The following is a 23,426-nucleotide window of genomic DNA, read 5'->3' as shown; positions in this document are numbered from 1 at the left end:
TTTAAGAAGAATTTCAGATACTTGAACTTAGCATTACATTATTTTTTAGCTCAACGCTACACAGAGGATTTTGAATTCGCTTGAAGGTCTCCGGCTTAATTTGATCTTCGCGAATCGTAAGGTCTAACTACTTTCATAGCATACTCTAGCGTGTCCGGTTCATATTGAATTTTGATTCTTGCCTTCTCCATTCTTATTAGTTAAGATGCTTAATAGTTAAGATGCTTAACAAATAGGCATCCCTTACAACACTAGCTGAGCTACCCTCCATTAGGTAATAGACCATGAACCGACCAGAGCTAAGCAGCGCAATCTTTCGAGAGATAGGCATTATCCAAGAACGGGTGGATTTCATGCTTAAGAAAAATCTCCCGGAAAATTTACCACCAGTTCAATTTAAAGTGTTGAATCACCTTATTTATACAACCAATAAGAATGAAACCGTCAGCGAGTTGGCGAATAACTCCCGCGTTAGTTTGTCCGCCATGAGCCAGATTATTAAGCAATTAATTGCTAAAGGTTTTGTAAAGCTCCATGTTCGATCACAGGATGCACGACAAAAAACTATCGAAATTACCAATCAGGGTCGCAAAGCACACGACAAGGCTAGAAAGCTCGTTGCGGTTGATATGAAGCCTTTGGTCAACGCGTTCACGCTGGATTTTTTGGAATCGCTGCATAGCTCTCTACACGAGTACCGCATTCAATTTGAGAATTTATAAGTCATAAAAATTTAGGATTTAGGAAAGCAACTATGGAATCTATCGATAAGAGTACTCCGCAGCTTGATTCAACAAAGCCAGAAAAAATAGCTCAGAATCGGCCAAAAACTAAACCTAATCGGCGCTCTTGGGTGAGTATTACTTTATTTGTAGTACTACTCGGCATGACTATCACCGGCATAATGTCTTATTTGTTCGCCTACGATGCAGATACTGCCGGAATTCATACCTGGTTTGGTTTGTCGTTCATTGTTTTGATGTTTCTTCATTTAACCAATAACGGACGTAGCTTGATAAATTACACCCGTATGCAGCGCGGGAAACGCTATATTGCTTATGGTTCAACACTCGTATTGCTATTAACTCTTGGGGTTTATATTGGCTTGCCTCCATTTACAACCATGCTAGAGTTTGGCCAAAACTTGCGAAAGTCCGCGACGTTGGAAGAGGGCACTTACCAAACCTTAACGACTCGTATTGGCGAACAAGGCCGTACAATCACGATTGATTTACGAGCGGGTGAGCATTATCAGTCTCCGCCGCAGCCATTGTTTCTTGGTTTAACCTTTACCACGGTGCCGCAAGTAGCCTTTTGGCTCGAAGATATGGATGGTAATTATATTGAAACGCTTTATGTAACGAAAAAATCAACTAACGCTGGGTTTAAACCCGCAGAAGATCCTTTTGGTACCGTAGCTCGACCAGAAGCTTTACCCTATTGGGCCCACAAACGAGGCGTTCAGTACAACAACGAACTCATGGTGCCTGATGAAAATAATACGGATCTCGATAGCATGACAGGTCCGACGCCCTTAGGTAATTACGATGTCGTGACCAAGGTGGATAATTCCTTACGCCAGTTTCGCGTATTGATGGAGATTAACCGCTCTTTCGATTTTAATGATTACTACACGCCTGATCGCTACCCTGATGACCCAGTCTATAGTGGCAGCGGTTCTTCCGGACAGCCATCAGTGATCTATGCGGCGGAGGTCAATCTCGATGACAACCAAACGGCTTATTTTTTAAAGGCGATTGGTCATGGTCATTATTCCGGACAGGACGGGCAGTTATATACCGATATGGAAGGCATGGATTCCGCATTGCAATTAGTTAAACGTGTTGTTGTTGATGTCGAATAATGGCTCGATTAAGGTAAGCATAAAAATAAACCTACAAACAATTTGAGGATTCTTCTCACGTGAAAACTTTTATAAAACTGATGTTGCTGTTCGCTATGCTGGGTATCACCACATCGGTTTTTTCCCACGGTATGTCGGCAGAAGACCAAGCGAGAATGTTAAACGCAGGCTACTTAGAATACGCACGACTGGGTGCTAGCCACATGCTCAGCGGGTACGATCATTTGTTGTTTTTATTTGGCGTGATCTTTTTTCTTACGCGCTTTGCCGATGTATTTAAATTTATTACGGCGTTCACCATAGGCCACTGCCTTACTTTGATCTTCGCAACAATTTACACCATTCAAGCAAACTATTATTTGGTTGATGCGGTTATCGCCTTAACCGTTTGTTATAAAGCCTTTGATAATTTAGATGGATTTAAAAAATACTTAAGCTGCAACGCTCCCAACTTTACGTGGATGGTGTTTATTTTTGGTTTGATACACGGATTTGGTTTGTCTACTCGATTGCAGCAACTACCCTTGGGTGAAGAAGGGTTGGTGGCGCGAATATTGGCATTTAATGTCGGCGTTGAAGTGGGCCAAATTCTCGCACTAAGCCTAATGTTGCTTTTACTCTTCGGTTGGCGTAAAACGGAGTCCTTTGCGCGTTTCAGCCAGGTTGCAAATCTAAGCTTAATAATTATCGGCGGCTTATTGTTTTTAACGCAGCTGCATGGCTATCAACATAGTGTCTATAGTGATGATTTCCCCTTGAACCAAGATGATCATCATCATGCTCATGAAGATATGCTTGAAGAACAGGAACCTGATGCTTTAGAAAATTACCCTAGAAGAATAAATATCCCTGAGCTCTAGCTTCACAGAATTCAGGGTACAAAAAAAGAAACCAGTAGATGGAGCCACCCAGGCTCACTGATTAATAAACTGAAGGAATTTCATCATGAAAAAACTGTTTAAAATTGCTCTCGCTGTATTGTTGTTACAACCATTCCTGGCATTGGGTCATGGTGATCAAGAACATGAACATGAGCAAGAAGCGCAACAAATTACAATTGTAGAGGCGCAGAGAAAGGGCTTGAAAGTGACGCAGGTGTTCGCACAAGCAGACCCTGGTTTAGGATTTGGAAAATTATCCGACTCTTGGAGTTCGCTAACGATTGAAGATACTAAGCTACACCACTCAGGTGCTGGATATCATATCGTTGCCGTAACTAATACAGCTGAAGGGAAAACCTTATATATCCTTATGTCAAAAACGGGCGATTTATACGACGCGAATTTTACCGGAGAGTTTCCGAATTTAAAATCTTAGTAAGGGTTTTGATCTGTTCTAAAGATTAAATGTAAGCAAGTAGCGAACAGTAGAGTTATTCTAGCGATAAAAATTACAGCTATAAGAAATATTGTTGTCACGATTTTGGACTATACATATAAAGATACCAACGATATATCCCAAACACGCGCCTCCAGGAGAATTGAGTATCATGAAACACTTCCTTCCTCTTATCCTGTCTCTATTTTATTTGGAACTTGCACTTGCCGCCGACGATTCCGATGATATCTACGATTGGGAAAATTTAACTAATTATTCAGAGTTAAGGCAAGAGATTGGCTGGAGCGAAAACTACGACGCACGCTGTTTTTTTGGCCGGCCCCTGGCCGAGATGGCGAAGGCAATGAATGAAGAAAACTGGGAAGGTGCGATAAAGTTAGGTGAGAGTTGGTTGAATCAATGTCCTATTGATATTCGAGCTCACTATTACACTGGAATAGCGCTTGGCGAAATTGGGCGTGAAGTGGAATCTGAAAATCATTTCCGTTGGTCGCGGAGCTTAATGGAAGATTTGGTTGCCTCTGGTGATGGTAAAAGTTGCGAAACGGCGTATATAACTATTTCTGTTTCTGAAGAATACGATGCGCTCTATTTTTTCAGGCTGCAGAAGCAAAACCAATCATTGGTTCGTGCCGAAAACGCATCATGTGATTTAATAACAGCAAAAAATGACGAAGAGAAAGAGTTTTCAATTTATTTTAATCCTGAAGCGCATTTTGCTAGATTAGCAAAACTATTGGATATGGTTAACCCGTGAACTAATTTATGGTAGAAGAGAATCTAGTGAGAGAATCAAAATACGTGGCGTTTTTATTTATTTTTTTTGGTGTCTTCGGTTTTAGCGTAGTTTTTGCTCAAACCCCGCCGTCAAATACTAGTCTTGGAATCTCTGAGGTTGATCAGTCAAGATTAACCGAAGCTTATCACACTGAGTTTCCTGATCGAGATAGTGATTATGTTAGTTTTATGGTTGATTCGGCGATATCTGGAGACTCAGTAAGTCAATGGCGGGTAGGGTATTTTTTTGAAACTATCGATGAATTTGAAAAGGCGCGATTTTGGTACTCACACGCAGCAAATCAAAAAAATTTAGATGGAATACTTGATCACGCTAGGTTTCGAATTGCGGGAAAAGGAGGAGAAACAGATTTTTCTGGGGCGGTTTCTGATTTGATGTTAATAGCAAATCAGAAATCAGATCGCTCTGCTTCTGGTTTCTTACTGGAGTTCAATGCAATTGAAAGATTATACAAGTTGGATCTTAGCATCCCTAAGCTTTACTGGTTGGAATATTATGCAGATAGGGGAATAAACGGGAAGAAATATCACAAGTCAGTAAAAATGTTTTCCGAACAGTACGACGACGTAGCTTTAGCTTACGTAAATAAAATCGATGATTACGACTATTATATATTCGGCGAGGATTCGACTCAGGATAATTTGTTAGCAGCTGCAAGATATTACTTTATTAAAGCTGGTAATATTGAACAAATAATTGATATTAATAGTAAGTTGGTGAACAAGAAACCGAAGAGTAAGGTCTTGTCTCCTGAGCTTTACTCGTCATGCAAAGATATATTCAGTCATCGCTTCGATGATTCAAAGCTTTTTGAAACCACACAAAGAGAAATATTTCTCAATCCTGGAAAAAGCCTTGAAATTTCAAAAAACTATAACGAAACACAATTAAAACGCTATGCGATAGATAATGGTGAAGCGTTCAGCTTTAACTTTTTAAATATTTCTTTAGCTTCCTTGCTAGAGCTCTACTTGTCTATCGTTTTTGATCTTGAAGCAGAAGAACATAGTAACGTCGTGATTGATGAAAGTATTCAGGAAATTGACGTATCGATTCACGCTTTGAATAAATCACCCAGTTACCTGTTTAATCTTCTTTTGGAAAAGTTCGGTATCGATGTCACATGTAAAAAACGCAGTATAGAATTTAAGGTATCAAATAAACGACAGGCCAAATCGATACAGTTGGTAACGGGCGCCATGATAACCTCCTGGGAGGGTGATTTTGAGATCCGAAATGGGCAGTTGTTCGGAGAGGGAGAAATTATTTTTGATTCCGGCTTAAGATTCAAAGGAGGTGTGTCTCACAGCATGCCAAATGGTCCAGGAGAACTTATTGATGGCGAACAATTTATCGTGCAAAGCAATTTTTTTTCTAATGGCGTCGCGATGGGTAGAGGGCAAATGATTGAGCAAGGAGAGGTCGTGTATATTGGCGGCTTTAAATATGGAAATTTTGAAGGTAGCGGTCAAGCATTCATACTAGATCAACGTTATAAGGGTGAGTACAAAGATGGATTTCCTCACGGTAAGGGTAAAGAAGAAATAGTTAGACATAAAGAAGAAGCTAAAAGCTACTATTACCCTCTAGATTTTGAAGTCGGTATATTCTATTCATTTGAAGGAGCGTTTGTAGACGGCGAGAAGCATGGAGAGGGTGTTTGTTATGTCAACAACAATAATCAAGGTGAACGGTTCACATGCAGGTTTTATCGAGATAACTTGATTGAAGTAAATGAGGTTTCCCTGTTGCCCCCAGGTTTTGTATTCGGTACACATTTCGAAAATTTGCGTTAAAAATTTTTTATATTAATGAGCGCTAGTGTTTTATTTTTGTAAGGCGGTATATGAGACAGTTTAAGTGTAATTGTGGAAACAGTGTATTTTTTGAGAATACTCAGTGTGTTGCCTGCGGTAGTGAACTCGGGTGGTGCCCTGCGTGTTCAAGCTTACGTTCAATTACGCAAGATTCAAATGGGTATTACCGCTGTGGACATGAAAGCTGTGGTTTGGTTTTGAGCAAGTGCCACAATTATGCTGTAGAACACGTTTGTAATCGTTGCGTCGTCGCAGATCCTAATTCTGCGACACAACAAAATGAAGAGCTTCGATTATGCGATTACTGTCAGTTTAATGATACGATTCCTGATTTGTCCGTCGCGGACAATCGAGAAAAATGGCTTCGCCTCGAACACGGAAAGCGCCGTTTGTTATACACCCTTGATTTGTTACGGCTGCCTTACGGTGAAGTCCGAGAAGATGAAGGGTTTGCACTTTCTTTTGATTTCAAAGGCGATGTTATTCCTGAGCGCCGGTGGTGGTGGGCCATGGGTCAAGAAGAGCGAGTTTATACTGGCCATTCCGGCGGAAAAATCACAATAAATTTACGTGAGGCCGATCACGTCGAACGAGAGAAAGCGCGGGTTTCATTTAATGAAGCGCATCGAACGATTGTCGGCCACTTTCGACATGAGATTGGACACTACTATTGGGATCTTTTAGTAAAGGGTAGGTGTGAAATTGATTGTATCAACATTTTTGGCGATCATGAAAAACCAAATTATGGCGACGCATTAAAAAAATATTACAGCGATGGGCCGCCCGCTGATTGGCATACGCGTTATATCAGTAGTTACGCTGCGATGCACCCCTGGGAAGATTTTGCCGAAACTTTCGCTACTTATCTGAATATGGTGACGGTTCTTGATACGGCCCAAAACATGGGATTTATTTCTGGCATGGATGTAACCCAGGCAGAATTGGAAACAATGACTGATCAATATGCACGGCTGGGGGTTTTGTTTAACGAGATGAATAGATCAATGGGCTTGTTGGATTTGGTACCAAAAATATTAGGCTCAGCGATTATTGTAAAGTTATCTTTCATACATAATTTACTGCGCAATGCCGCGAAGTAATTTGTAAAAACTCGGCGGTAGGTCGAGCCGCCGAGGAGTTGATTCGAGCATGCTGGGAATCCAATAGCGCTCGTCTCAGCAAAAAAACGGTTGGACTAAAATTTTCTGTAGAGTTTGATTGTCAGTAGTTTAGCGCTCGATAATTATCAAGTAAAAAAAGACGATGAGGACCTTGTCGTTTTTTTAGCATTCAATTCTGTTAATACTGGATCAGTGCTTGAATATTCGTTTCCAAATTAAAAGTTGATATATCGTGATGCTTAGCGAATTTTTCTCGGCAAACACAGTTCGTCTTGTTGTTGAAAGCCAGGGTCGCAACTCCAAGTCCAATCGGAATAATCAATGTGAGCATTTTTAGGAACAATTAAAGCAACACAACTATTATTCGTTTTCGCGTATCCACGCTCACAGTTCCAGTCATTTCCTGAATCATCTAAATAGCTGTTTTCCACTAAGTTTATTTTGGTGCAACTACTTCCACTTTTAAAGTAACCACGCTCACAAACCCAGTCCTTACCATAGCGGCCGAGGAACGCGTTTGCGGGTAAGTTTACTTTTACACAGCTGTTGTTTTCTTGACGGTATCCGTAAAAGCAGTCCCAACCTTTATCAAAAGTAGAGTTCGTTGCATAGCCGTTGCTCGGAACTATGATAGCGAGACAATTTTCCCCTGACTTTTTATAACCCTGTAAACAATACCACCCATTTCCCGTGTCTGAATTATCCATCACTGCATTTTTTGGAACGTTAATTTTGTTGCACTGGTTTTTATCTTCGCGATAACCTCGATCACATTTCCAACCTTTTCCGTATTTGCTTTGTATTAGGTAGGCATTTTTAGGGACAGTGACCTTTTCGCAGCTTCCATTTTCTTCTTGATAACCGCGTTCACACCGCCAATCACGTCCATATGAATCGAGGTAAGCGTTCTTTGGTATATTGATCATTTGGCAAGTGTCTTTGGTTTTAATAAACCCTCGATCACATTCCCAACGATCGCCGTAAGCGCTTGGATGCGAATTGGGTGGTTGCTCAGTAGAGTTGTTGTTTTGCGACAGAAGATTTTGCGAAAAAAATATGCATATTATGCTAGCTAAATAAATCGTCTTTTTGCTTTCAATCATAATCATCAAGTTGTACTCAGTTGTTCTGTTTTTGTTGGGTTTAGGTATTTGATGCGCAGTAGCATTGTTAAATTTTTTGGCGGCTATCGTAATTCACTGGCGTATATACCAATTCAAGAAAAAGGCGGTTTAGTCGCTGAATCGAGGAGGAGAGGCCGCAAGCGCGGGAGGTGAGCGTCGAATAAGCACTGCTTAGAATTAATGTCTGTGCTGGAGTGTGCTCCTAATTCCTGTGTTTGTATATGAGTATCTGTGGTTAGACGGTTCTCGTCGTGAATTAATCAAAATAGGCCTGAGGAATCACATCGTATGTATCAAATATCTAGTTTTTCGGCTAACAGGGATCCGAGCCCAAAATTCATAATTTCATAGAATGTGCGTGACGCTTAGATAACTTTGTCAGAGCGTGAATAGCGTAACTGTTTAGGATAATCTCGTTGAAACAGGTAATATCATTTAGTTCTTTTTTCCTATTTCTCTGACGCTACATTCTTTTGATCATCGCGACTACATCGCCATTATGCAAAACGATAATTTTTAGAAAAATATTTGTGAATATGAAGCGAAATAATTGACCTTATCCTATTAAGCTCCGATACTGTCCGCCACCTAAAGATAACAATAACTATAGGAATAACGCTATGAAGTTAACAATGCTCATTGTTAAAGGATTTATGTGTGTAGTCCTTACGGCTTTTGTCTCTACCGCTTTTGCATTTAAACACGGTGAATCTGATCGGCCGCATGATAGCCGCGAATTTTTCGTCGACGAAACTAAACTTCCTTTTGATCCGATCCCAGGAATACCTACTCAACGATTTTGGGGTATTGATGCGGGCGCTGGATATCGTATTGAGATACCCGATGCCTGGAACGGTGATCTCGTCGTATACACTCACGGATTTCGCGGTGAAGGTGCAGAACTAACCGTCGATAATCCAGCTTTACGTGCCTACTATGTGTCTCAAGGTTACGCGTGGTTGGCGTCGAGTTATTCTGCGAATTTTTATGATGTGCGCGCGGGAGTTGAAAGTACAAATAGTCTAGTGCGTCTTTTCATCAAGAATCATGGTAAGCCGGAACGTACTTATATCACCGGTTTTTCTATGGGTGGTCATGTAATTGGCGCTGCCATTGAACAGTTTCCAAATGTTGCCTGTCCAGAGGGACGTCGGGGTCGGCTTTGCAATCGTATAACGCGAATCCTAGGTAAGCTGTCTGGTGGTGTTAAATATGACGGTGCAGCACCACGTTGTGGCGTCATGGGTGATGAAGAGTTATTCCAGTACTTTAGTAACTTCACCTTTGCTGCCGAAGCATTGGCAGGAGTTCAATCAGAATTTCCACCACCCGAGGATCATTTTGATCGTATATTTCTCCCCACAATTTTCGCGCTTTACGAAAATCCATTAGAGCTTTTGGGGCCAAACAGTTCTGGTGCGATTCTCAATTCTCAAGGCTTAGCATTACGTGATTTTACCACCCAAATTACGGGCGGTGATCGACCCTTAGCTGATTTATCTTTCCAGTTTTTTCAGCAGTTATTATTTAGTTTTGCTGGCGGTGATGGAACTATTACCGGAATTTTGTCTGGAAGTATGTTGGAAAATCGGCGTGACGTTTTCCAACTTGATGGTGACCCTACGTTGAGTGCGGAGGAAATTGCATTGAACCAAGCGATTTTACGTGTAAAAAGAGATCGCAATGTCAATCCGAATCAGTTTTTAAGGGTTAGTCGTATTCCAATTATTACGGGTAGAATAGACATTCCAGTAATTTCTGTTCATACCTTGGGCGATTTATTTGTGCCATTTTCTATGGAGCAAATTTACGCGCGGGAAGCAAAAAAACAGCGCCGTTCACATAACTTAGTGAGTCGCGCAACTCGCGCGGTTGGGCACTGTGAGTTTTCTCCAGAAGAACTTATTGAAACTTTTGATGATTTGGTAAGCTGGGTAGAAGACGGTGTTAAACCCGCTGGCGATGATATTTTAAATCCCGAGGAAGTCGCTGATCCATTGTTTGGCTGTAATTTCTCTCGCGGTACGACAGCAACAAGACCGTTCGCCGCTTGCCCAGTTCCGCTTTAATTTCATCCTCTTAATTAGTGCGCCGTTATAAACGGCGCACTAATTTTTCTCATGATTTTTTTTATAGTCCTAAACCGTAGAATTATTTCCATTTGATCGTCGGTTTTATCTTTTTATTTTATTGCTCGAAACCAGATAATACTCTTTTTGCTTCTTCTAATTGTTTTTCTGCTACTTCGACCAGAGCTAGTTTTTCTTCATATTTTTCGATAACAGGCCTCAGCAGTAACATTCCTTCTTCCGCAAATTCGGCGGGGTTTTGGCCTTGCTGTTCTAAGCCTTCAATATATCTCTCTACCTCATCTATTTCGCTCTCAAGTCCGTCGAGCTCTTCTTCAGCTTTCTCTAAAGCAAACTGAGCACTGACGACATCTTCTTTGGCCTGCGCTAATGAGTTAGCAGAAGTGATGGATTCTGAGTTACTTGGGATCACAAGATTTGAAGGAGTAGGTTCAGCGCTTGTATTGGTATGCTCAGCTTCTGGTTCAGTTTGAGGGGGTGTGAGAGACTCATCAAACACTCCTGATGTAATCAGCCCTAAGGAAATTGCCCCAGCGCCTACGCCAATAATTAACCAACGCTTGTCCATAGATGATATCTCGATTTGTTATTTTTGTAGTGAAAAGGAAAAGATGATTTTACAGTCGAATACAGTTAATTTTTTTTGAATTCGACTAGAGGCGCGAAGCCAGCGTATATCATGCGTTTTCCATCGAAAGGGACCGGATTTTTGGATGGGTCCAATCGAGGATCTGGGTTGTCTTCATTCATCATTTGTTCCATCGCTTTGTCTCGGGTATTTTTGTCCGGCCACTCGATCCAGGAAAATACCACTGCCTCGTCTTCTTTCGCTTGTACGGCTCGACGAAAATCAGTGACTTTCCCATCTGGAACGTCATCTCCCCAACATTCGAGAACACGAATCGCGCCGTATTCAATAAACATATTGTCGGCCATGTTCGCGTGGTCAATAAACTTTTGTTTGTTGGCTTCTGGAACCGGAATAACAAATCCATCGATATATGACATGAAAAGTCTCCTGAAGTGTGAATAAGTAAAAAATAATCACTGGTTTTTATTGTTTAAAAATCGAATTACATCTCTTTGTAATCTGTCGATCCAGCGCTCTGGACAAAAAGGTTTAGATTGTGTTCGTTTGCTCGATCCGGTTCCGCCACCGCCCGTTCGTTTAATCTTCGTCGTTCTTGTTCCCGTACATTGAAATAAAAGATTACCCTCGGACAAATATACTTTAACGTCGGCCTTGACACCGCGATGATCTATCTTTGCTAAAAAAGAATGTTCATTTTTTTCGGCGATTTCCCAGGTCCGATTCGCGAAGGCGTAGGCTGCCATATCAAGCTTCGCTTGGTCTTCTATTAATTCGCTGTTCGATAGATAGAATATTTGATTTTCCGCAACGGAGGGTAGGGGCGTTACGGCCAAGCCGAAGATAAGTAAATGATTAATGAAATTTTTTTTCATAGCAAAGCAACCGCAGACGCATTCACAGATGCTTGTGCTTTAGCTGTATTAAGGTTTTCTGTAATGATTGCTTTGATGTTGGGGTTGCTAACTTGGTCTCTGAACCATCGATCACACTGCTTTGGATTGCATCTTCCATAAAATTGATAAGACGTACACAGCCCTTTCGATTGAACGGTCCACGAAATCTCGTCGTTATTCGCCGTAGTTGGCAGAGTATCGAGTGTTATTTTTGCTTCCGTGGCAGGTTTTCTTATTTGCCCACATTGGTCTGATTGATCATACAAACTGATAGACATCATTTGCTTGTCCGCATTAAATTCCCCGCTGCCAGCGTTGTCTCCGCGCGAAAAATTGAGTTTAGAATTATGCGGCCCTAAATCAATAACTTTTAGGTAGAAAAAATACTGTCCTTGTGTACCTTGATTGACTTCATCTATTTGATAGATGCCCCCGTATTCTGATACGTAATAGGCTTTTGAGATATTTGTGAGCCCCTGAGCGGGAAACAATTTCACGGAATCCAAATAACTTCTGTTCGGGTTGTAGATTGCGTCCTTAGATAAAATTGTTAGCGAATATTGTGTATCGCTGCCGGCTAAGTATTCTAGAGCTACACTAAGGTAGCGCGAAGGCTCGTTACGTGTTAAATCTCTACTCACTTTTTCCCCATTGTTTTTGGCATGGGCAGTGAGCGATCTAAAATTATTATCGCTTTCTAAATAAAATTCACTGAGCCGATTGGATGGACATTCGCTTTGTATTTGACTAGTTGTAATCGGAGAGCTAGAAAGCGTAAAAAGATACTCTTTTAGATTTGAATTCCTTTCGCTAATTTTTTTAGTTTCTTCCATATCGTTTGTTAAGCGGCCTACATCTATTTTTGCCGTACATTCTCCCGAAATCATTACGCCTGATAGATTGTCCGTATCGTGATTAGGCCAGAGTGCCATTTCAAAAGGTTTCCCCTCAAGTACGCCCACCCAGGTTCCAATGAGAGCGGCCTCTTCATTGTAATTTTCAGAATCCGGCCCCCATGCTGCCCAAGAATGAGGACTGACGAGAAGAACCAGGCTAACGATAAGAAATGCTGAGCTAAAATGTGCCAATTTGGTTTGCATGAGGTTTGTAACTCGTGGTTTGTTAGATTCGAATGCAGCATCAGGCTAATAAGCCATGCCAAATTCCCAATGTATAGGCAAGTATATTTTGATTGTTAAACTTATTCATTCTCAATTATTGGGTTAAGATACGCACGGTAAAATTCTTTTCGAATAAAATCAAGATGACGGAGTCACAGATTTATTTCAATCGATAGATAAAGTCATCGCTTCGGTCCCAAAAAACGGATAAAAATAAAAGGGTAAAAACTATGAATAGCTCTCTAAGTCGTACTCTCTCAACGTTAATCTTTCTTTTGTTAATTTACTCGCCTTTTGGATATTCCGCGGGAATCGATGAGGCGCTAAGCGCTGAGCATCGCAGTGCGTTAAATAAAGCGCGTGATTCTTTTCGTCACCCAAAAGAGACCTTGGAATTTTTCGGTCTAAAACCGGACATGACCGTGGTCGAAATATTACCTGGCGGGGGGTGGTATACAGAAATACTCGCGCCACTACTTTGGGAAAAGGGCACTTTGTACGCAGCGCAATATTCGCCAAATTCCTCTATTTCATACCAGCCAAGAATCTTACAAGGTTTCGAAACGGCGACTTCTGCGAAACCTGAAGTTTACGGCAAGGTCATTACTCGTCATCTGTATCCACCGAATGAAACGGTCATTGCACCACCGGCTAGTGCCGATATGATTTTAACCTTTAGGAATGTCCACAACTGGATAATGGTGGACCAAGAGAATGAACATTTTGCCGCTTTTTATGCTGCCCTAAAACCCGGCGGTGTGCTAGGTGTTGTTGAACATAGAGCCGCGCCTGGTAGCGGGATGGAGATCATGAAAACCACAGGTTATGTTACCGAAGCTTATACAATTGAGTTGGCCGAGAAAGCAGGCTTCATTCTAGAAGCGAAATCGGACATTAATGCCAATCCAAAAGACCTAAAAAATTATGATAACGGTGTTTGGACACTTCCGCCCACTTACGCTTTGGGCGAAAAAGACAAAGCGCGTTACCAAGCAATTGGTGAAAGTGATCGGATGACATTACGATTTAGAAAACCAAAATAATATTATGTTAGTTGGGATCGGAGCTTATACTATCGCGCGATCCCAAGGCTTCAGCAGTATCCTCCTTGTGAATTCTTAACACGAAAATGACCTAAAGCACGCCTAAAATTCTCGTGTTTACTTTACAATACGTCCGTATCGCAATTTTAGAATAATAAAAAGGTAGGGATTTCATGAATAAAATAATCATTTCGTTCACTTTGTTTATAGCGACAGGCTTTCTTTCTCACGCCTGGGCCCTCGAACCGTTTGCTAACCCGACTGTCATTGGGCCTGTCGAGTTTAATTTGCCCGCCGGTGGTGATGATCATAATTACCCATTCTTTTCACAGGCCGATTGGTTAGCTGATAAGAATTATGTTGAGGAGGAGTTTTTTCTAGAAGGAAAAGCCACAAGTTATGATCGAGCAGGAGAAAAACTTGCCGAAGGTATTCCTTACAAGACGCGTATGCTAGTAAGACGTCCTGGCGATGCGAAGGCGTTTAACGGAACCGTTCTTGTAGAATGGCAAAATGTTACAGCTGGAAACGATCTAGATGCCTTATGGTCTGGTTTTCGCGACGATCTAGTTGCCGACGGTTATGTCTGGGTTGGTGTCTCAGCACAGCGCGTTGGGGTTAATCAATTACGGGAGTGGAGTCCAAAACGTTACGGTAGTTTAGATGTTACCAATAATGGAACTGTCGAACGTGACGCAATTTCCTGGGATATTTTTGGGCAGTCAGTTCAGGCAATTAAATCTCCTAAGGGCGTTAACCCATTACCAGGTTTTGAAATTCAAGAAATAATAGGCGAAGGCGCATCACAATCAGCAGCGTACTTAGCACCTTTCTATAATAATGTTTTGCCACAGCATAGCGACAATATCGATTTATTATTTTTAGCAATCGGCGGCGGTGACACACGTGACGATTTAACTATTCCGGTATTTAGAACCTTGTCTGAAACTGACGTCTTAGGTCGAGTCGCACGAAGTACTGAAGCTATGCAAAATGACGATCAAGAACGCGTGTGGGAAATGGCGGGAACATCTCATTCAGGTTACGGAGGTTTTGTTGCCAGGATGGATATTGCAGAAAGAGATTTCGGCGCAAGACCAAGTTTGCCGGTATGTGATATGCCCGCATACTCACGCATTCCTACCGACAAAGTTTACCGTGCGGCGTACGCCCATATGGTTGCTTGGATTCGTGAAGGTAAAGCGCCACCAGTTGCGCCTGTAATTGATCGCGCCGATAAGACGCTTGCGAGAGACGAATATGGCAATGCCACAGGTGGTATTCAAGTCGCCGAACATGCGGCTCCCTTAGCGATGAATACCGGTGCAAACAGTGGTGAAGCGCGCTTTTGTCGTTTGTATGGTGCGCATGTACCTTTCACCGAAGATGTCGTTAAAAAACTTTATCCCAGCGAAACAGAATATATGGCCAAAGTGAAAAGTGCCGTAGAACATAATGTTGCACAGGGTTATATTTTGAAAGCTGATGGTGAAAAAACGCTTCGTACTGCGAAAGAAAATTTCTCAAAATAATTTAATTACAAATGAGAATTTAGAAATAAAACGCGAGCCAGATCCAAATAACTTGTTATTATTTTGGATCTGGTTTTTAGCAGGCAAGCAGAAAAGATCAGTCGTTAATTACCTTTAAACTCTGGTGCACGTTTCTCATTAAAGGCGAGCAGGGCTTCTTTAAAATCATTTGTTTTTGTTAACGCCATGAAATGCATTAACAAATGATCGACAGTTCCTTCAAAGGTTTGATCCATCCCCAAGCGCATCATGCGTTTTGTCGTTTGCACGGCTAAGGGCCCGTTGGCTGCGATTTCTTTAGCCCAGTCTCGCGCAGTACTTAGAACCTCATCAACCGGAACGACGGTATTTGCGAGTTCAAGATCAGAACATTCTTGCGAACTCAAGGTTGATCCTCTAAAAAAGATTTCTGCTGCTTTTCCCCAGCCAATTAATCGTGGCAGTAACCAAGTGCCACCGCTTTCGGGTACAACATTTCGTTTGACCATTGTCGCTGCGAGCTTTGCAGTGTCGGCCATGATTCTCATGTCTGCGAGTAGGGCCATGTCCATACCGAAGCCTGCGGCTGCGCCATTAATTGCAGCTATGACCGGCTTGTCCATTTCCCACAACGCAGTGATCGGGCTTTTATCTAAGCTAAATAATTGTTTTGCATCCGTCGTTAAACCAATTCCTTCTCCCGCTTGCATACGCTGTTGGGTGTCCTTTAAATCAAGGCCAGAACAGAAACCTTTTCCCGCGCCAGTAATAATGACGACGCGAACGCCGGGGTCATGATTGGCACGTTTGAGTGTGTCAGCGAGATCGTCAAGCATTGCGCCACTGATCGCATTTAATCTGTCCGGCCGATTAAGTGTAATAGTAAGAATGTATTCAGACTGCTCTGTTAATATATCCGCGTTGCTTGCCGAGTGTGTAGTCATTGTGTAATCTCTTGGTCTATTGAGCCGAGGCTTTTCGAATTAATTAAGTCGCGATTGTATAGGGTTTTCGTGCAAAGATCGAAAGCCTAGCAGAGAAGATTAGTCGTTCAAGCTTAACGCCTTCATGTGCGTTTTTGTCGTTGTGGTATACACCTTATCTGGGAGTTTTCAATGCCGTCAAGAAACTTGATTTTACTCATGTTAGTTTTGTCTTGCGTGTTCTCAAGTGCTTCTTATGGAGACGACTATCAGTTCACACTTGTTGATTTAGAAAAAACTGAAAAACCTTTAATTCAAAGCATGTTGGAACACAGAGTAATTGCCGAAAAAAAGAATCAACAAATATTTGTTCAAATCACTGCGGAGTGGTGCACGCCCTGTAAGAAATTAAGAGCAAGCATGGATGACATAATGCTGCGACGTGCCTTTAATGGAACTTACATCGTTAGAGTTGATGCTGACATTTGGGAAGATGAGCTTCCAGAAATCAATATAGCTTTAAAAGCCGTCCCAGTTTTTTATGCGCTTAGCGAAGAGGGGAAGGCGACTAGCTATACAATTAATGGCGGTGCATGGGGCGAAGATGTTCCGAAAAATATGGCTCCACCTTTGTTTGAATATTTTACTGGCGCTAGCGAGTTTAAATAATTGATCGAAGTTCTTAAACTGATTTATTTTGTAAAATTTTCGCTTCGCTTTTTTTTGATCGCGTTATCCCTTGAATTCGACAAACTAGCTTCACAATATACATGCTCATTATGTTTGATCATAAGCGTAGTGTCGTCCTTGTATTGTGAGACAAGCGAGCGTTGAATGAGTGTAAAGAAAAATAGGTGTCATGCTCACACAGTGATCTTCTACGGGTTTCAGGTACGCGATCTACCAAGGTATTCCCACTTAAAAAGTTTGGGCATCTCGTCTTCCATATATTACTTATTGCGATAGTTGTCAGGGACACTGAATTTAGGTTTTAATTAAGGCCTCTCATTTCAGACCGACCCGGTGTCGATCAATCCAGATAAATAAAATAATAAGGGTAAGTTCATGATTATTTACGGTGTAGCGTTGTTAGGGGCCTGCTTGCTTATTGGCATGCTGGGAGGACAGCTTTTAGGCGTGTTACTCGGTGTGGATGCCAATGTAGGAGGCGTAGGCATCGCCATGGTATTGCTGGTTCTAGCCTGTAGTTCAAGCACCTTAAAATCCCTCGTCACCGGTGAATCAGGTGAAGGCATTAAATTCTGGAGTGCGATGTATATTCCTATTGTTGTCGCCATGGCGGCCAAACAAAATGTCGTCGCCGCGATTGATGGTGGTCTGCTCGCCGTGGTTGCTGGAGTGGGCGCAGTAGCAGTGAGCTTCGCCTTAGTTCCGGTGCTGAGTAAAATAGGTGCATCTCGAGACGAGAAAGCGAATAAGAAAAATAACGGCGGTACCGTGTAATGGAAGTTATTCTAAGCGTTTTCACTCGCAATTCTCTTATTGTCGCATTCGCCGTTATCGGTATCACGGTATGGCTTTCTTATTTAGTGTCAAAAAAATTAACGAATGGGCGAATCCATGGTTCGGCAATTGCCATTGTTGTTGGATTGATCGCCGCCTATTTCGGTGGTCTTATCAGTGGCGGAAAATCTGGGGTCGCTGATATTCCGTTGCTCGCTGGTATTGGCATTATGGGTGGAGGCATGCTCCGGGATTTTGCCATTGTCGCGACTGCCTTCGGCGTTCATATGAGCGAATTAAAAAAAGCGGGACTAGCCGGCGTGATTTCTATTTTTGCCGGTGTTGCGGTTTCATTTATTGTCGGCGCCATTGTCGCGGTAATGTTTGGCTACACAGACGCGGTGAGTATCACCACCATCGGCGCTGGAGCGGTTACTTATATTGTCGGTCCAGTGACGGGTGAAGCGATTGGCGCTAGTGGTGACGTAGTCGCTCTGAGCGTCGCGGCAGGATTAGTGAAATCCATTTTGGTAATGATCGGAACACCGATGGTTGCGCGCTATATTGGATTAGATAATCCGCAATCAGCGATGGTATTTGGTGGCTTGATGGGAACGACAAGTGGTGTTGCTGGCGGTTTAGCTGCCACCGACCCCAAATTAGTTCCCTACGGAGCAATGACAGCGACGTTCTACACCGGACTTGGTTGCTTGTTGGCGCCATCAGTTTTGTATTTTATGGTTGAAGCATTTTTTTAAAGCTAGTTTTTAGTTTATTGAGTTAAGGGTAATGTTAACAAATGAGTAAATTGCAAATAAATTTTGACGACCGGTTTTCTAAATTAAACGCTGAAAATCAAAAGACGGCTTTAACTATTGGGGATGATTCCTACAGTTATGCTGAACTCAATCAAAGAATTAATAATTTTGCATTGAGTTTGCTAGGTGACAAAAATGATCTAGCGGAAGAACGCATCGCGTTTATGATTCCTGCAGGTTTGGATTACGTCGTCAGTTTATTTGGAATTTGGCGGGCAGGGGGTATAGCGATTCCGCTAAATACCAGTTCGGCCATTCCTGAGCTAGAGCACTATCTAAGTTGTGCTAGCGTGACACGGCTTTTGGTTTTAACAAAGCCTCAACAAGAATTAGCTGAGCTGTGTGCTTCGTTATCGATATCAATTCACGATGTTAAGACCGTTAATGACAATGCTAAACCACAACAAACCACTAAAAAATTACCGAATTTAGAATCATCCCGTCGCGCTATGATTCTTTTCACCAGCGGAACGACGAATAAGCCTAAGGGCGTAGTGTCTACACATGGCAACATCTGTGCACAAATCTCTTCACTAATCGAAGCGTGGGCTTGGCAAGAAAACGATAGCATTCCCTTGTATCTTCCTATGCATCATGTTCACGGGATTATTAATATTCTTTGTTCAGGCTTGTGGGCCGGCGCAACGATTGATGTTTATAAAAGCTTCGAAATGGAAGCCATCTTAAAGAATGTCGTTGCTGGACGTTACACTGTTTTTATGGCGGTACCGACTATTTACGCGAAGTTAATCCCTCACTTGGAAAGCATTAGCGAAGCAGAAAAAGATGCCATTTGTTCTGGCTTTAAAGCTATGCGATTAAATATATCGGGTTCTGCTGCTTGTCCTGTGCCGATTTTTGAAAAGTGGTTAGCGTTAACCGAACAAAATTTATTGGAACGTTATGGTATGACCGAAATCGGTATGGCCATTTCGAACCCCTATCACGGCGAACGAAGAGCCGGTGCAGTCGGTGTGCCGCTGCCCGGTGTAGAGGTGGCTTTGTTCGATGAAGACAATATCGTAATTACAAAAGAAGACACACCAGGTGAAATAAGAATAAAAGGGCCAACGGTTTTTCTCGAGTATTGGGATAATCCAACAGCGACAAAAGAAAGTTTTCATGAGGGATGGTTTTGTACCGGCGATGTCGCTGTAATCGAAAATGGCTATTACCGAATTATGGGCCGCTCATCAATAGATATTATTAAGTCGGGCGGCTACAAGTTGTCTGCGCTAGAGATAGAGGGCGTTTTACTCAACCACGAAAAAATTAGCGAATGCGCTGTGATCGGTGTTCCAGACGATACCTGGGGTGAAGCGGTCACGGCCTTTTTGGTGTTAACACCAAATGCCTCGCTTACGCTTGACGATTTAAAAGCATGGTGCAAAGAAAGAATGTCGGCCTATAAAATTCCAAAAAATATAAAGATAGTCGATTCGCTACCACGAAATGCGATGGGTAAAGTAACTAAAAAATTGCTACGCGATTTGGTGTAAAAGTTTCTATGCGAACTCATGTTCGCCAAATACTTTTCTGTTTAGTTAGACCATCAGGTCTTGTTTGTTGATTGGCATTCGAGATTATCTTGCGTAGTATTCAGTTCGATCAACTTAGTCATTCTCACTATTGTAAGTTTAAGTAAAGAGAAATGCTTTTACGGTGTCTCGTTATCTTATAAATATAAAAATCTTGGAGTTTGAAAATGAATAAATTTTTAATTTTAGTATTTTCGTCCCTGTTAGCTCTAGCCAGCGTATCGACTTACGCTCAATCAAATTCCACGTCGGCGAAAACAATGCCGGAGATAACCATTTATCATTTAGAAGGACGACGGTCCGAGCGCATTGTTTGGCTGATGGAAGAATTAGGTTTGCCCTATAAGCTTGAATTTGTAAGGGGCGACCTTGCCGCGTCGGCTGCAAAAATACGCGCGGTTAACCCAGAGATGACAGTCGCACCTACAGTGACAATTGGCGATCAGCTTTTAGTAGAGTCCGGTGCAATTATTGAAGTAATCATCAATCGCTATGCGCCGGGTCAGCTCACTCCCGCGATGGAAACGCAAGATTACGCGAATCATTTAATGTGGTTACATTTTGCGGAAGGTTCTTTAGCGTCACGTTTAATAGCCGACTACCGCGTATGGATGATTCAACCACCAACCGCGCGCTCTCGTTTGGTCGACTCAGAAGCAACTGTTCAACTAGCTGAAAATTTTCTCGCGAAACACGCATGGTTTGGTGGCGAAGAATTTTCAGCCGCTGACATTATGATGATGTTCCCACTCAATTTTGCGACTTCATTAAACATCGTCGATGAAAAACAATTTCCACTTGTTGCCGCGTGGAAGAAGAAAGCAGAAGCCCGACCCGCTTATCAACGTATGCTTGCCAAAGCTCGTCCTGATGGGTTAATTGGTGCACTACCAAAATTACAAAAACACGCGCCTGCTGGCCCACGATAAATAAATAGTACTTTAAAAAAATGGCCGACTTGCTAGAAATTTCTAGGGAGTCGGCCTTTTTTATAGGTGCAACATTTTTGTAATCTTATTCATTCTACGTTGTACACTGTTATCTTTTCGAGTCGTCTCAAAAGCGCAAGGTAAACGAGCAAACCAAAATAGTTAATCTATGCGGAATGCAGCTTCTATTGGTTTTCAACAACCACGTACATTCAATTCTCCAGATAAAACAATAAGGTAATACGCGCCACTCTTAACTTTAATCGCAATCATACCTAAATGTTAAAACACATAAATTCGCGAAATCTATTGAGGGCGAAGATTATTCGCTGCTGCTTTAGCGAACAAAATTCTTAAATCTTCATAAAATCAAAGTCTATGCGTGACCAAAGTATCCGCAGCTGGTTCAAGATTATTGTTGCTGATCCATCGAGAATGGGTAAAATCGACTGCTAAACGTCTACTCGTAGACAAAATTGAAAATACGTAGCGTGGTCAGATCTAGGCACCAAACTCAAGATTTGAATTTGGTGCCTAAATATAGACACTTCCGAAATATGTAGCGTGGTCAGATGTAGACTCCAAACCCATATTCGATGAAAAGGTGCCTAGATCTGACCACGCTATCTATTAAACTGTTAGGCATACAAGCCACTCATGAAAACTGCCATTGCTGCATTAAGTATCGCAATATTAATTCAGTTACCTTTGGGATATTTTTTCATATCCCTTGAAAGCCTAGTTTTGGGTCATGGATTTATTGATATTCGAGATGGGGTGGAATTCTACTTATTGGCAGCCCTAATAATTGCCGCTGCAGTGATAATATTTTTAGGAATGCCAACTTACTTCACGCTTAAGCATTTTAAATATAATTCAACTCTAAACGTCGCTTTTGCAGGGTTCGTTATTCCAGCTCTAATTTTAAGCTTTCTTAATTTTGGCATTACTGATTATCAAGGCTATTCTGCTGGCGAAAATTATTATGGTACTTATAGGGCAACATTTTCAGATGGAAATAGGACTTTTTGGGGTTGGGTTAAATTTTTAGAAGGTCTAGCTACCTATGGTATTCATGGCATACTTGGCGCCATTACGTTCCACATAATTTATGTCAAACAAAATGCCTAACAAAGCAAGCAAGCGGGACAATTGTTACGCTGCGCTTCACAATTGCCCCTTCTTGCGGCGTTAAGTAGCTATGGGACCGAAGACAATCGAATTAATTAATGAGCTTGATGAATGCGCTAAATTGTTGAGAGGCTGTTCGGAAGATCATTGGGCGCAGTGGTTAGAAAAAAGTTCTGCACTATTAAAAAATGGCCATTTTAGAGGAATAGAGCATTTCGAAAAAGCATTTGGTGGTATGGGAAGTGCAAATGACTTAATTCTTCACCCCGTAAATGGCCATTCTATTAGGGAAACAGAAGTGGATATGTACAATAAAAAATTAAAGCAGCATTTTGATAAATCCCATAAACTTGCGGCAGAAATGAGAAAAAATGCTGTATTTGAAAAATAACTACTTAACAAGGCTAGCCAACACCGGCAGCGCAAAAAGCGCGCTGCCTCGACTCGCTACACTGTGTTTCGCTCGCGGTTGCTAGCGGCGTTATGCATCTATGAGCCAATATCCATGAAGAAGACAAAGTTGATAGGAAACTTGTTTTATGTGGTTTTTTCTTCTTTGGTATTTCCTTCCTTGTCGTATGGGGAGGGTCTAATCAAATTCACTTGTTCATGGGAAGAGGCCAAGCCCATTGAAATAGTAATAGATACTGAGAAAAAGATTGGTACTAGAAGCGACGGTGGAAAAAACTATAGCGTAATAAAAATTACTGATTACGCAATTTGGCTCAAGGTGAATGAGCCAGAGAATATCATGGCTTTAGCAACTCAAATGATCGAGCGATCTAAACCAAATGGCAATAAAGCGGGAAAATGGGTTGACACTGTTCTATCAGTTTCGGGTGCAGTTTCTCCGCTTAACGGTGGAATATGTTGGGAGCAATAAAAAATGCATAACAAGTTTAGCAAGCGGGACCGCCTTTTAGGCGGCCCCTTCTAAAAGCGTTACATGTCTTAGGAAGATAAAAATGGAATGCGACGATAAAGTAAGAGCAGAAAAAGGACTCGCGGTTTGTTTGAGAGATATGGGTAACGGGAAAAGCAGAATATTTATCGACGACATCCTCTCTGAAAATACTGAAAACCCAATTACTTGGAAGTTCGATACTTTCTATACATTTACCCCCGAGTTTTTTAATGGCTCAATAGATGAAATGTCATTAACCGAAGATGACTTTGCTAATATTGGAGCAGCGGTTGTGGCAAGGCTGTTGGCGCTAAATAGCCGGGCCAAATAGCTATATACAAAACATGTAACAAGCGCAGGCACCGGGAAAACTTTTCCGCTGCGCTCCAAATTTTCCCGTGCTACG

The 23,426-nt window shown here is 41.9% G+C and carries 25 protein-coding genes; 19 read left to right on the top strand and 6 right to left on the bottom strand.

Annotated elements, in window-relative coordinates; genetic code table 11:
• Nucleotides 1-284 precede the first annotated feature (284 nt).
• The 7 genes from ACYUCY_RS06920 to ACYUCY_RS06890 all read left to right on the top strand — a co-directional run bounded on the left by ACYUCY_RS06920 (nt 285) and on the right by ACYUCY_RS06890 (nt 6,918).
• Nucleotides 285-722 carry a MarR family winged helix-turn-helix transcriptional regulator gene (locus ACYUCY_RS06920; protein ID WP_460225741.1) on the top strand — a complete coding sequence of 146 codons (438 nt, stop codon included), beginning with the start codon at nt 285-287 and terminating at the stop codon, nt 720-722.
• A gap of 32 nt (nt 723-754) precedes the next feature.
• Nucleotides 755-1,864 (top strand): DUF4405 domain-containing protein, encoded by a 1,110-nt coding sequence (locus ACYUCY_RS06915; protein WP_460225740.1) that lies wholly within the window; start codon nt 755-757, stop codon nt 1,862-1,864.
• A 59-nt stretch (nt 1,865-1,923) separates the two neighbouring features.
• Complete coding sequence (locus ACYUCY_RS06910; RefSeq protein ID WP_460225739.1) at nt 1,924-2,724, top strand: HupE/UreJ family protein; 801 nt, start codon at nt 1,924-1,926, stop codon at nt 2,722-2,724.
• Nucleotides 2,725-2,809: 85 nt separating this feature from the next.
• Nucleotides 2,810-3,181, top strand: coding sequence for a DUF6488 family protein (locus ACYUCY_RS06905; protein WP_460225738.1), 372 nt, complete (start codon nt 2,810-2,812; stop codon nt 3,179-3,181).
• Between the two features lie 172 nt (nt 3,182-3,353).
• Nucleotides 3,354-3,959 (top strand): DUF4919 domain-containing protein, encoded by a 606-nt coding sequence (locus tag ACYUCY_RS06900; RefSeq protein ID WP_460225737.1) that lies wholly within the window; start codon nt 3,354-3,356, stop codon nt 3,957-3,959.
• Nucleotides 3,960-3,985: 26 nt separating this feature from the next.
• On the top strand, nt 3,986-5,797 hold the full coding sequence (locus ACYUCY_RS06895) for an MORN repeat-containing protein (protein ID WP_460225736.1): 1,812 nt from the start codon (nt 3,986-3,988) through the stop codon (nt 5,795-5,797).
• A 50-nt stretch (nt 5,798-5,847) separates the two neighbouring features.
• Entirely contained in the window at nt 5,848-6,918 is a 1,071-nt protein-coding gene (locus ACYUCY_RS06890) for a zinc-binding metallopeptidase family protein (protein WP_460225735.1), read from the top strand.
• A gap of 260 nt (nt 6,919-7,178) precedes the next feature.
• Here ACYUCY_RS06890 and ACYUCY_RS06885 read toward each other — a convergent pair whose 3' ends face one another.
• Complete coding sequence (locus ACYUCY_RS06885) at nt 7,179-7,865, bottom strand: hypothetical protein (protein WP_460225734.1); 687 nt, start codon at nt 7,863-7,865, stop codon at nt 7,179-7,181.
• Nucleotides 7,866-8,683: 818 nt separating this feature from the next.
• On the opposite strand from ACYUCY_RS06885, the gene ACYUCY_RS06880 reads away from it, so the two are divergent.
• Entirely contained in the window at nt 8,684-10,132 is a 1,449-nt protein-coding gene (locus tag ACYUCY_RS06880; RefSeq protein ID WP_460225733.1) for a hypothetical protein, read from the top strand.
• A gap of 118 nt (nt 10,133-10,250) precedes the next feature.
• Here the strand turns inward: ACYUCY_RS06880 and ACYUCY_RS06875 are convergent, their stop codons facing one another.
• The 4 genes from ACYUCY_RS06875 to ACYUCY_RS06860 all read right to left on the bottom strand — a co-directional run bounded on the left by ACYUCY_RS06875 (nt 10,251) and on the right by ACYUCY_RS06860 (nt 12,738).
• Nucleotides 10,251-10,721 carry a hypothetical protein gene (locus ACYUCY_RS06875; RefSeq protein ID WP_460225732.1) on the bottom strand — a complete coding sequence of 157 codons (471 nt, stop codon included), beginning with the start codon at nt 10,719-10,721 and terminating at the stop codon, nt 10,251-10,253.
• A gap of 65 nt (nt 10,722-10,786) precedes the next feature.
• On the bottom strand, nt 10,787-11,161 hold the full coding sequence (locus ACYUCY_RS06870) for a DUF1428 domain-containing protein (protein WP_460225731.1): 375 nt from the start codon (nt 11,159-11,161) through the stop codon (nt 10,787-10,789).
• Nucleotides 11,162-11,197: 36 nt separating this feature from the next.
• Complete coding sequence (locus ACYUCY_RS06865; protein WP_460225730.1) at nt 11,198-11,617, bottom strand: hypothetical protein; 420 nt, start codon at nt 11,615-11,617, stop codon at nt 11,198-11,200.
• Nucleotides 11,614-12,738: a hypothetical protein gene (locus ACYUCY_RS06860; RefSeq protein WP_460225729.1), complete on the bottom strand. Its 1,125-nt coding sequence runs from the start codon at nt 12,736-12,738 to the stop codon at nt 11,614-11,616. Before ACYUCY_RS06860 ends, ACYUCY_RS06865 begins: the two co-directional genes overlap by 4 nt.
• 251 nt (nt 12,739-12,989) lie before the next feature.
• On the opposite strand from ACYUCY_RS06860, the gene ACYUCY_RS06855 reads away from it, so the two are divergent.
• Both ACYUCY_RS06855 and ACYUCY_RS06850 read left to right on the top strand, forming a co-directional pair.
• Nucleotides 12,990-13,802, top strand: a complete 813-nt coding sequence (locus tag ACYUCY_RS06855; RefSeq protein WP_460225728.1) for a class I SAM-dependent methyltransferase — start codon at nt 12,990-12,992, stop codon at nt 13,800-13,802.
• A 173-nt stretch (nt 13,803-13,975) separates the two neighbouring features.
• On the top strand, nt 13,976-15,334 hold the full coding sequence (locus ACYUCY_RS06850; protein WP_460225727.1) for an alpha/beta hydrolase domain-containing protein: 1,359 nt from the start codon (nt 13,976-13,978) through the stop codon (nt 15,332-15,334).
• A 104-nt stretch (nt 15,335-15,438) separates the two neighbouring features.
• On the opposite strand, the gene ACYUCY_RS06845 is transcribed toward ACYUCY_RS06850, so the two are convergent.
• A complete protein-coding gene (locus ACYUCY_RS06845; RefSeq protein ID WP_460225726.1) occupies nt 15,439-16,257 on the bottom strand; it encodes an enoyl-CoA hydratase/isomerase family protein in 819 nt (272 codons plus the stop codon).
• Nucleotides 16,258-16,428: 171 nt separating this feature from the next.
• Between ACYUCY_RS06845 and ACYUCY_RS06840 the strand changes: the two genes are divergently transcribed.
• The 9 genes from ACYUCY_RS06840 to ACYUCY_RS06800 all read left to right on the top strand — a co-directional run bounded on the left by ACYUCY_RS06840 (nt 16,429) and on the right by ACYUCY_RS06800 (nt 23,351).
• A complete protein-coding gene (locus ACYUCY_RS06840) occupies nt 16,429-16,905 on the top strand; it encodes a thioredoxin domain-containing protein (protein ID WP_460225725.1) in 477 nt (158 codons plus the stop codon).
• A 396-nt stretch (nt 16,906-17,301) separates the two neighbouring features.
• On the top strand, nt 17,302-17,700 hold the full coding sequence (gene madL, locus ACYUCY_RS06835; RefSeq protein WP_460225724.1) for a malonate transporter subunit MadL: 399 nt from the start codon (nt 17,302-17,304) through the stop codon (nt 17,698-17,700).
• Nucleotides 17,700-18,458: a malonate transporter subunit MadM gene (gene madM / locus ACYUCY_RS06830; protein ID WP_460225723.1), complete on the top strand. Its 759-nt coding sequence runs from the start codon at nt 17,700-17,702 to the stop codon at nt 18,456-18,458. Before madL ends, madM begins: the two co-directional genes overlap by 1 nt.
• Before the next feature lie 41 nt (nt 18,459-18,499).
• A complete protein-coding gene (locus ACYUCY_RS06825; protein WP_460225722.1) occupies nt 18,500-20,017 on the top strand; it encodes an acyl-CoA synthetase in 1,518 nt (505 codons plus the stop codon).
• A gap of 206 nt (nt 20,018-20,223) precedes the next feature.
• A complete protein-coding gene (locus tag ACYUCY_RS06820) occupies nt 20,224-20,985 on the top strand; it encodes a glutathione S-transferase family protein (protein ID WP_460225721.1) in 762 nt (253 codons plus the stop codon).
• A gap of 657 nt (nt 20,986-21,642) precedes the next feature.
• Nucleotides 21,643-22,116 carry a hypothetical protein gene (locus tag ACYUCY_RS06815; protein ID WP_460225720.1) on the top strand — a complete coding sequence of 158 codons (474 nt, stop codon included), beginning with the start codon at nt 21,643-21,645 and terminating at the stop codon, nt 22,114-22,116.
• Nucleotides 22,117-22,186: 70 nt separating this feature from the next.
• On the top strand, nt 22,187-22,507 hold the full coding sequence (locus ACYUCY_RS06810) for a DUF6966 domain-containing protein (protein ID WP_460225719.1): 321 nt from the start codon (nt 22,187-22,189) through the stop codon (nt 22,505-22,507).
• A gap of 114 nt (nt 22,508-22,621) precedes the next feature.
• A complete protein-coding gene (locus ACYUCY_RS06805) occupies nt 22,622-22,999 on the top strand; it encodes a hypothetical protein (RefSeq protein ID WP_460225718.1) in 378 nt (125 codons plus the stop codon).
• Between the two features lie 82 nt (nt 23,000-23,081).
• Nucleotides 23,082-23,351: a hypothetical protein gene (locus tag ACYUCY_RS06800; protein WP_460225717.1), complete on the top strand. Its 270-nt coding sequence runs from the start codon at nt 23,082-23,084 to the stop codon at nt 23,349-23,351.
• The last annotated feature ends 75 nt before the right edge of the window (nt 23,352-23,426 follow it).

The organism is Aurantivibrio infirmus (assembly GCF_054767315.1).
This window is presented reverse-complemented; position numbering and strand designations above follow the sequence as displayed.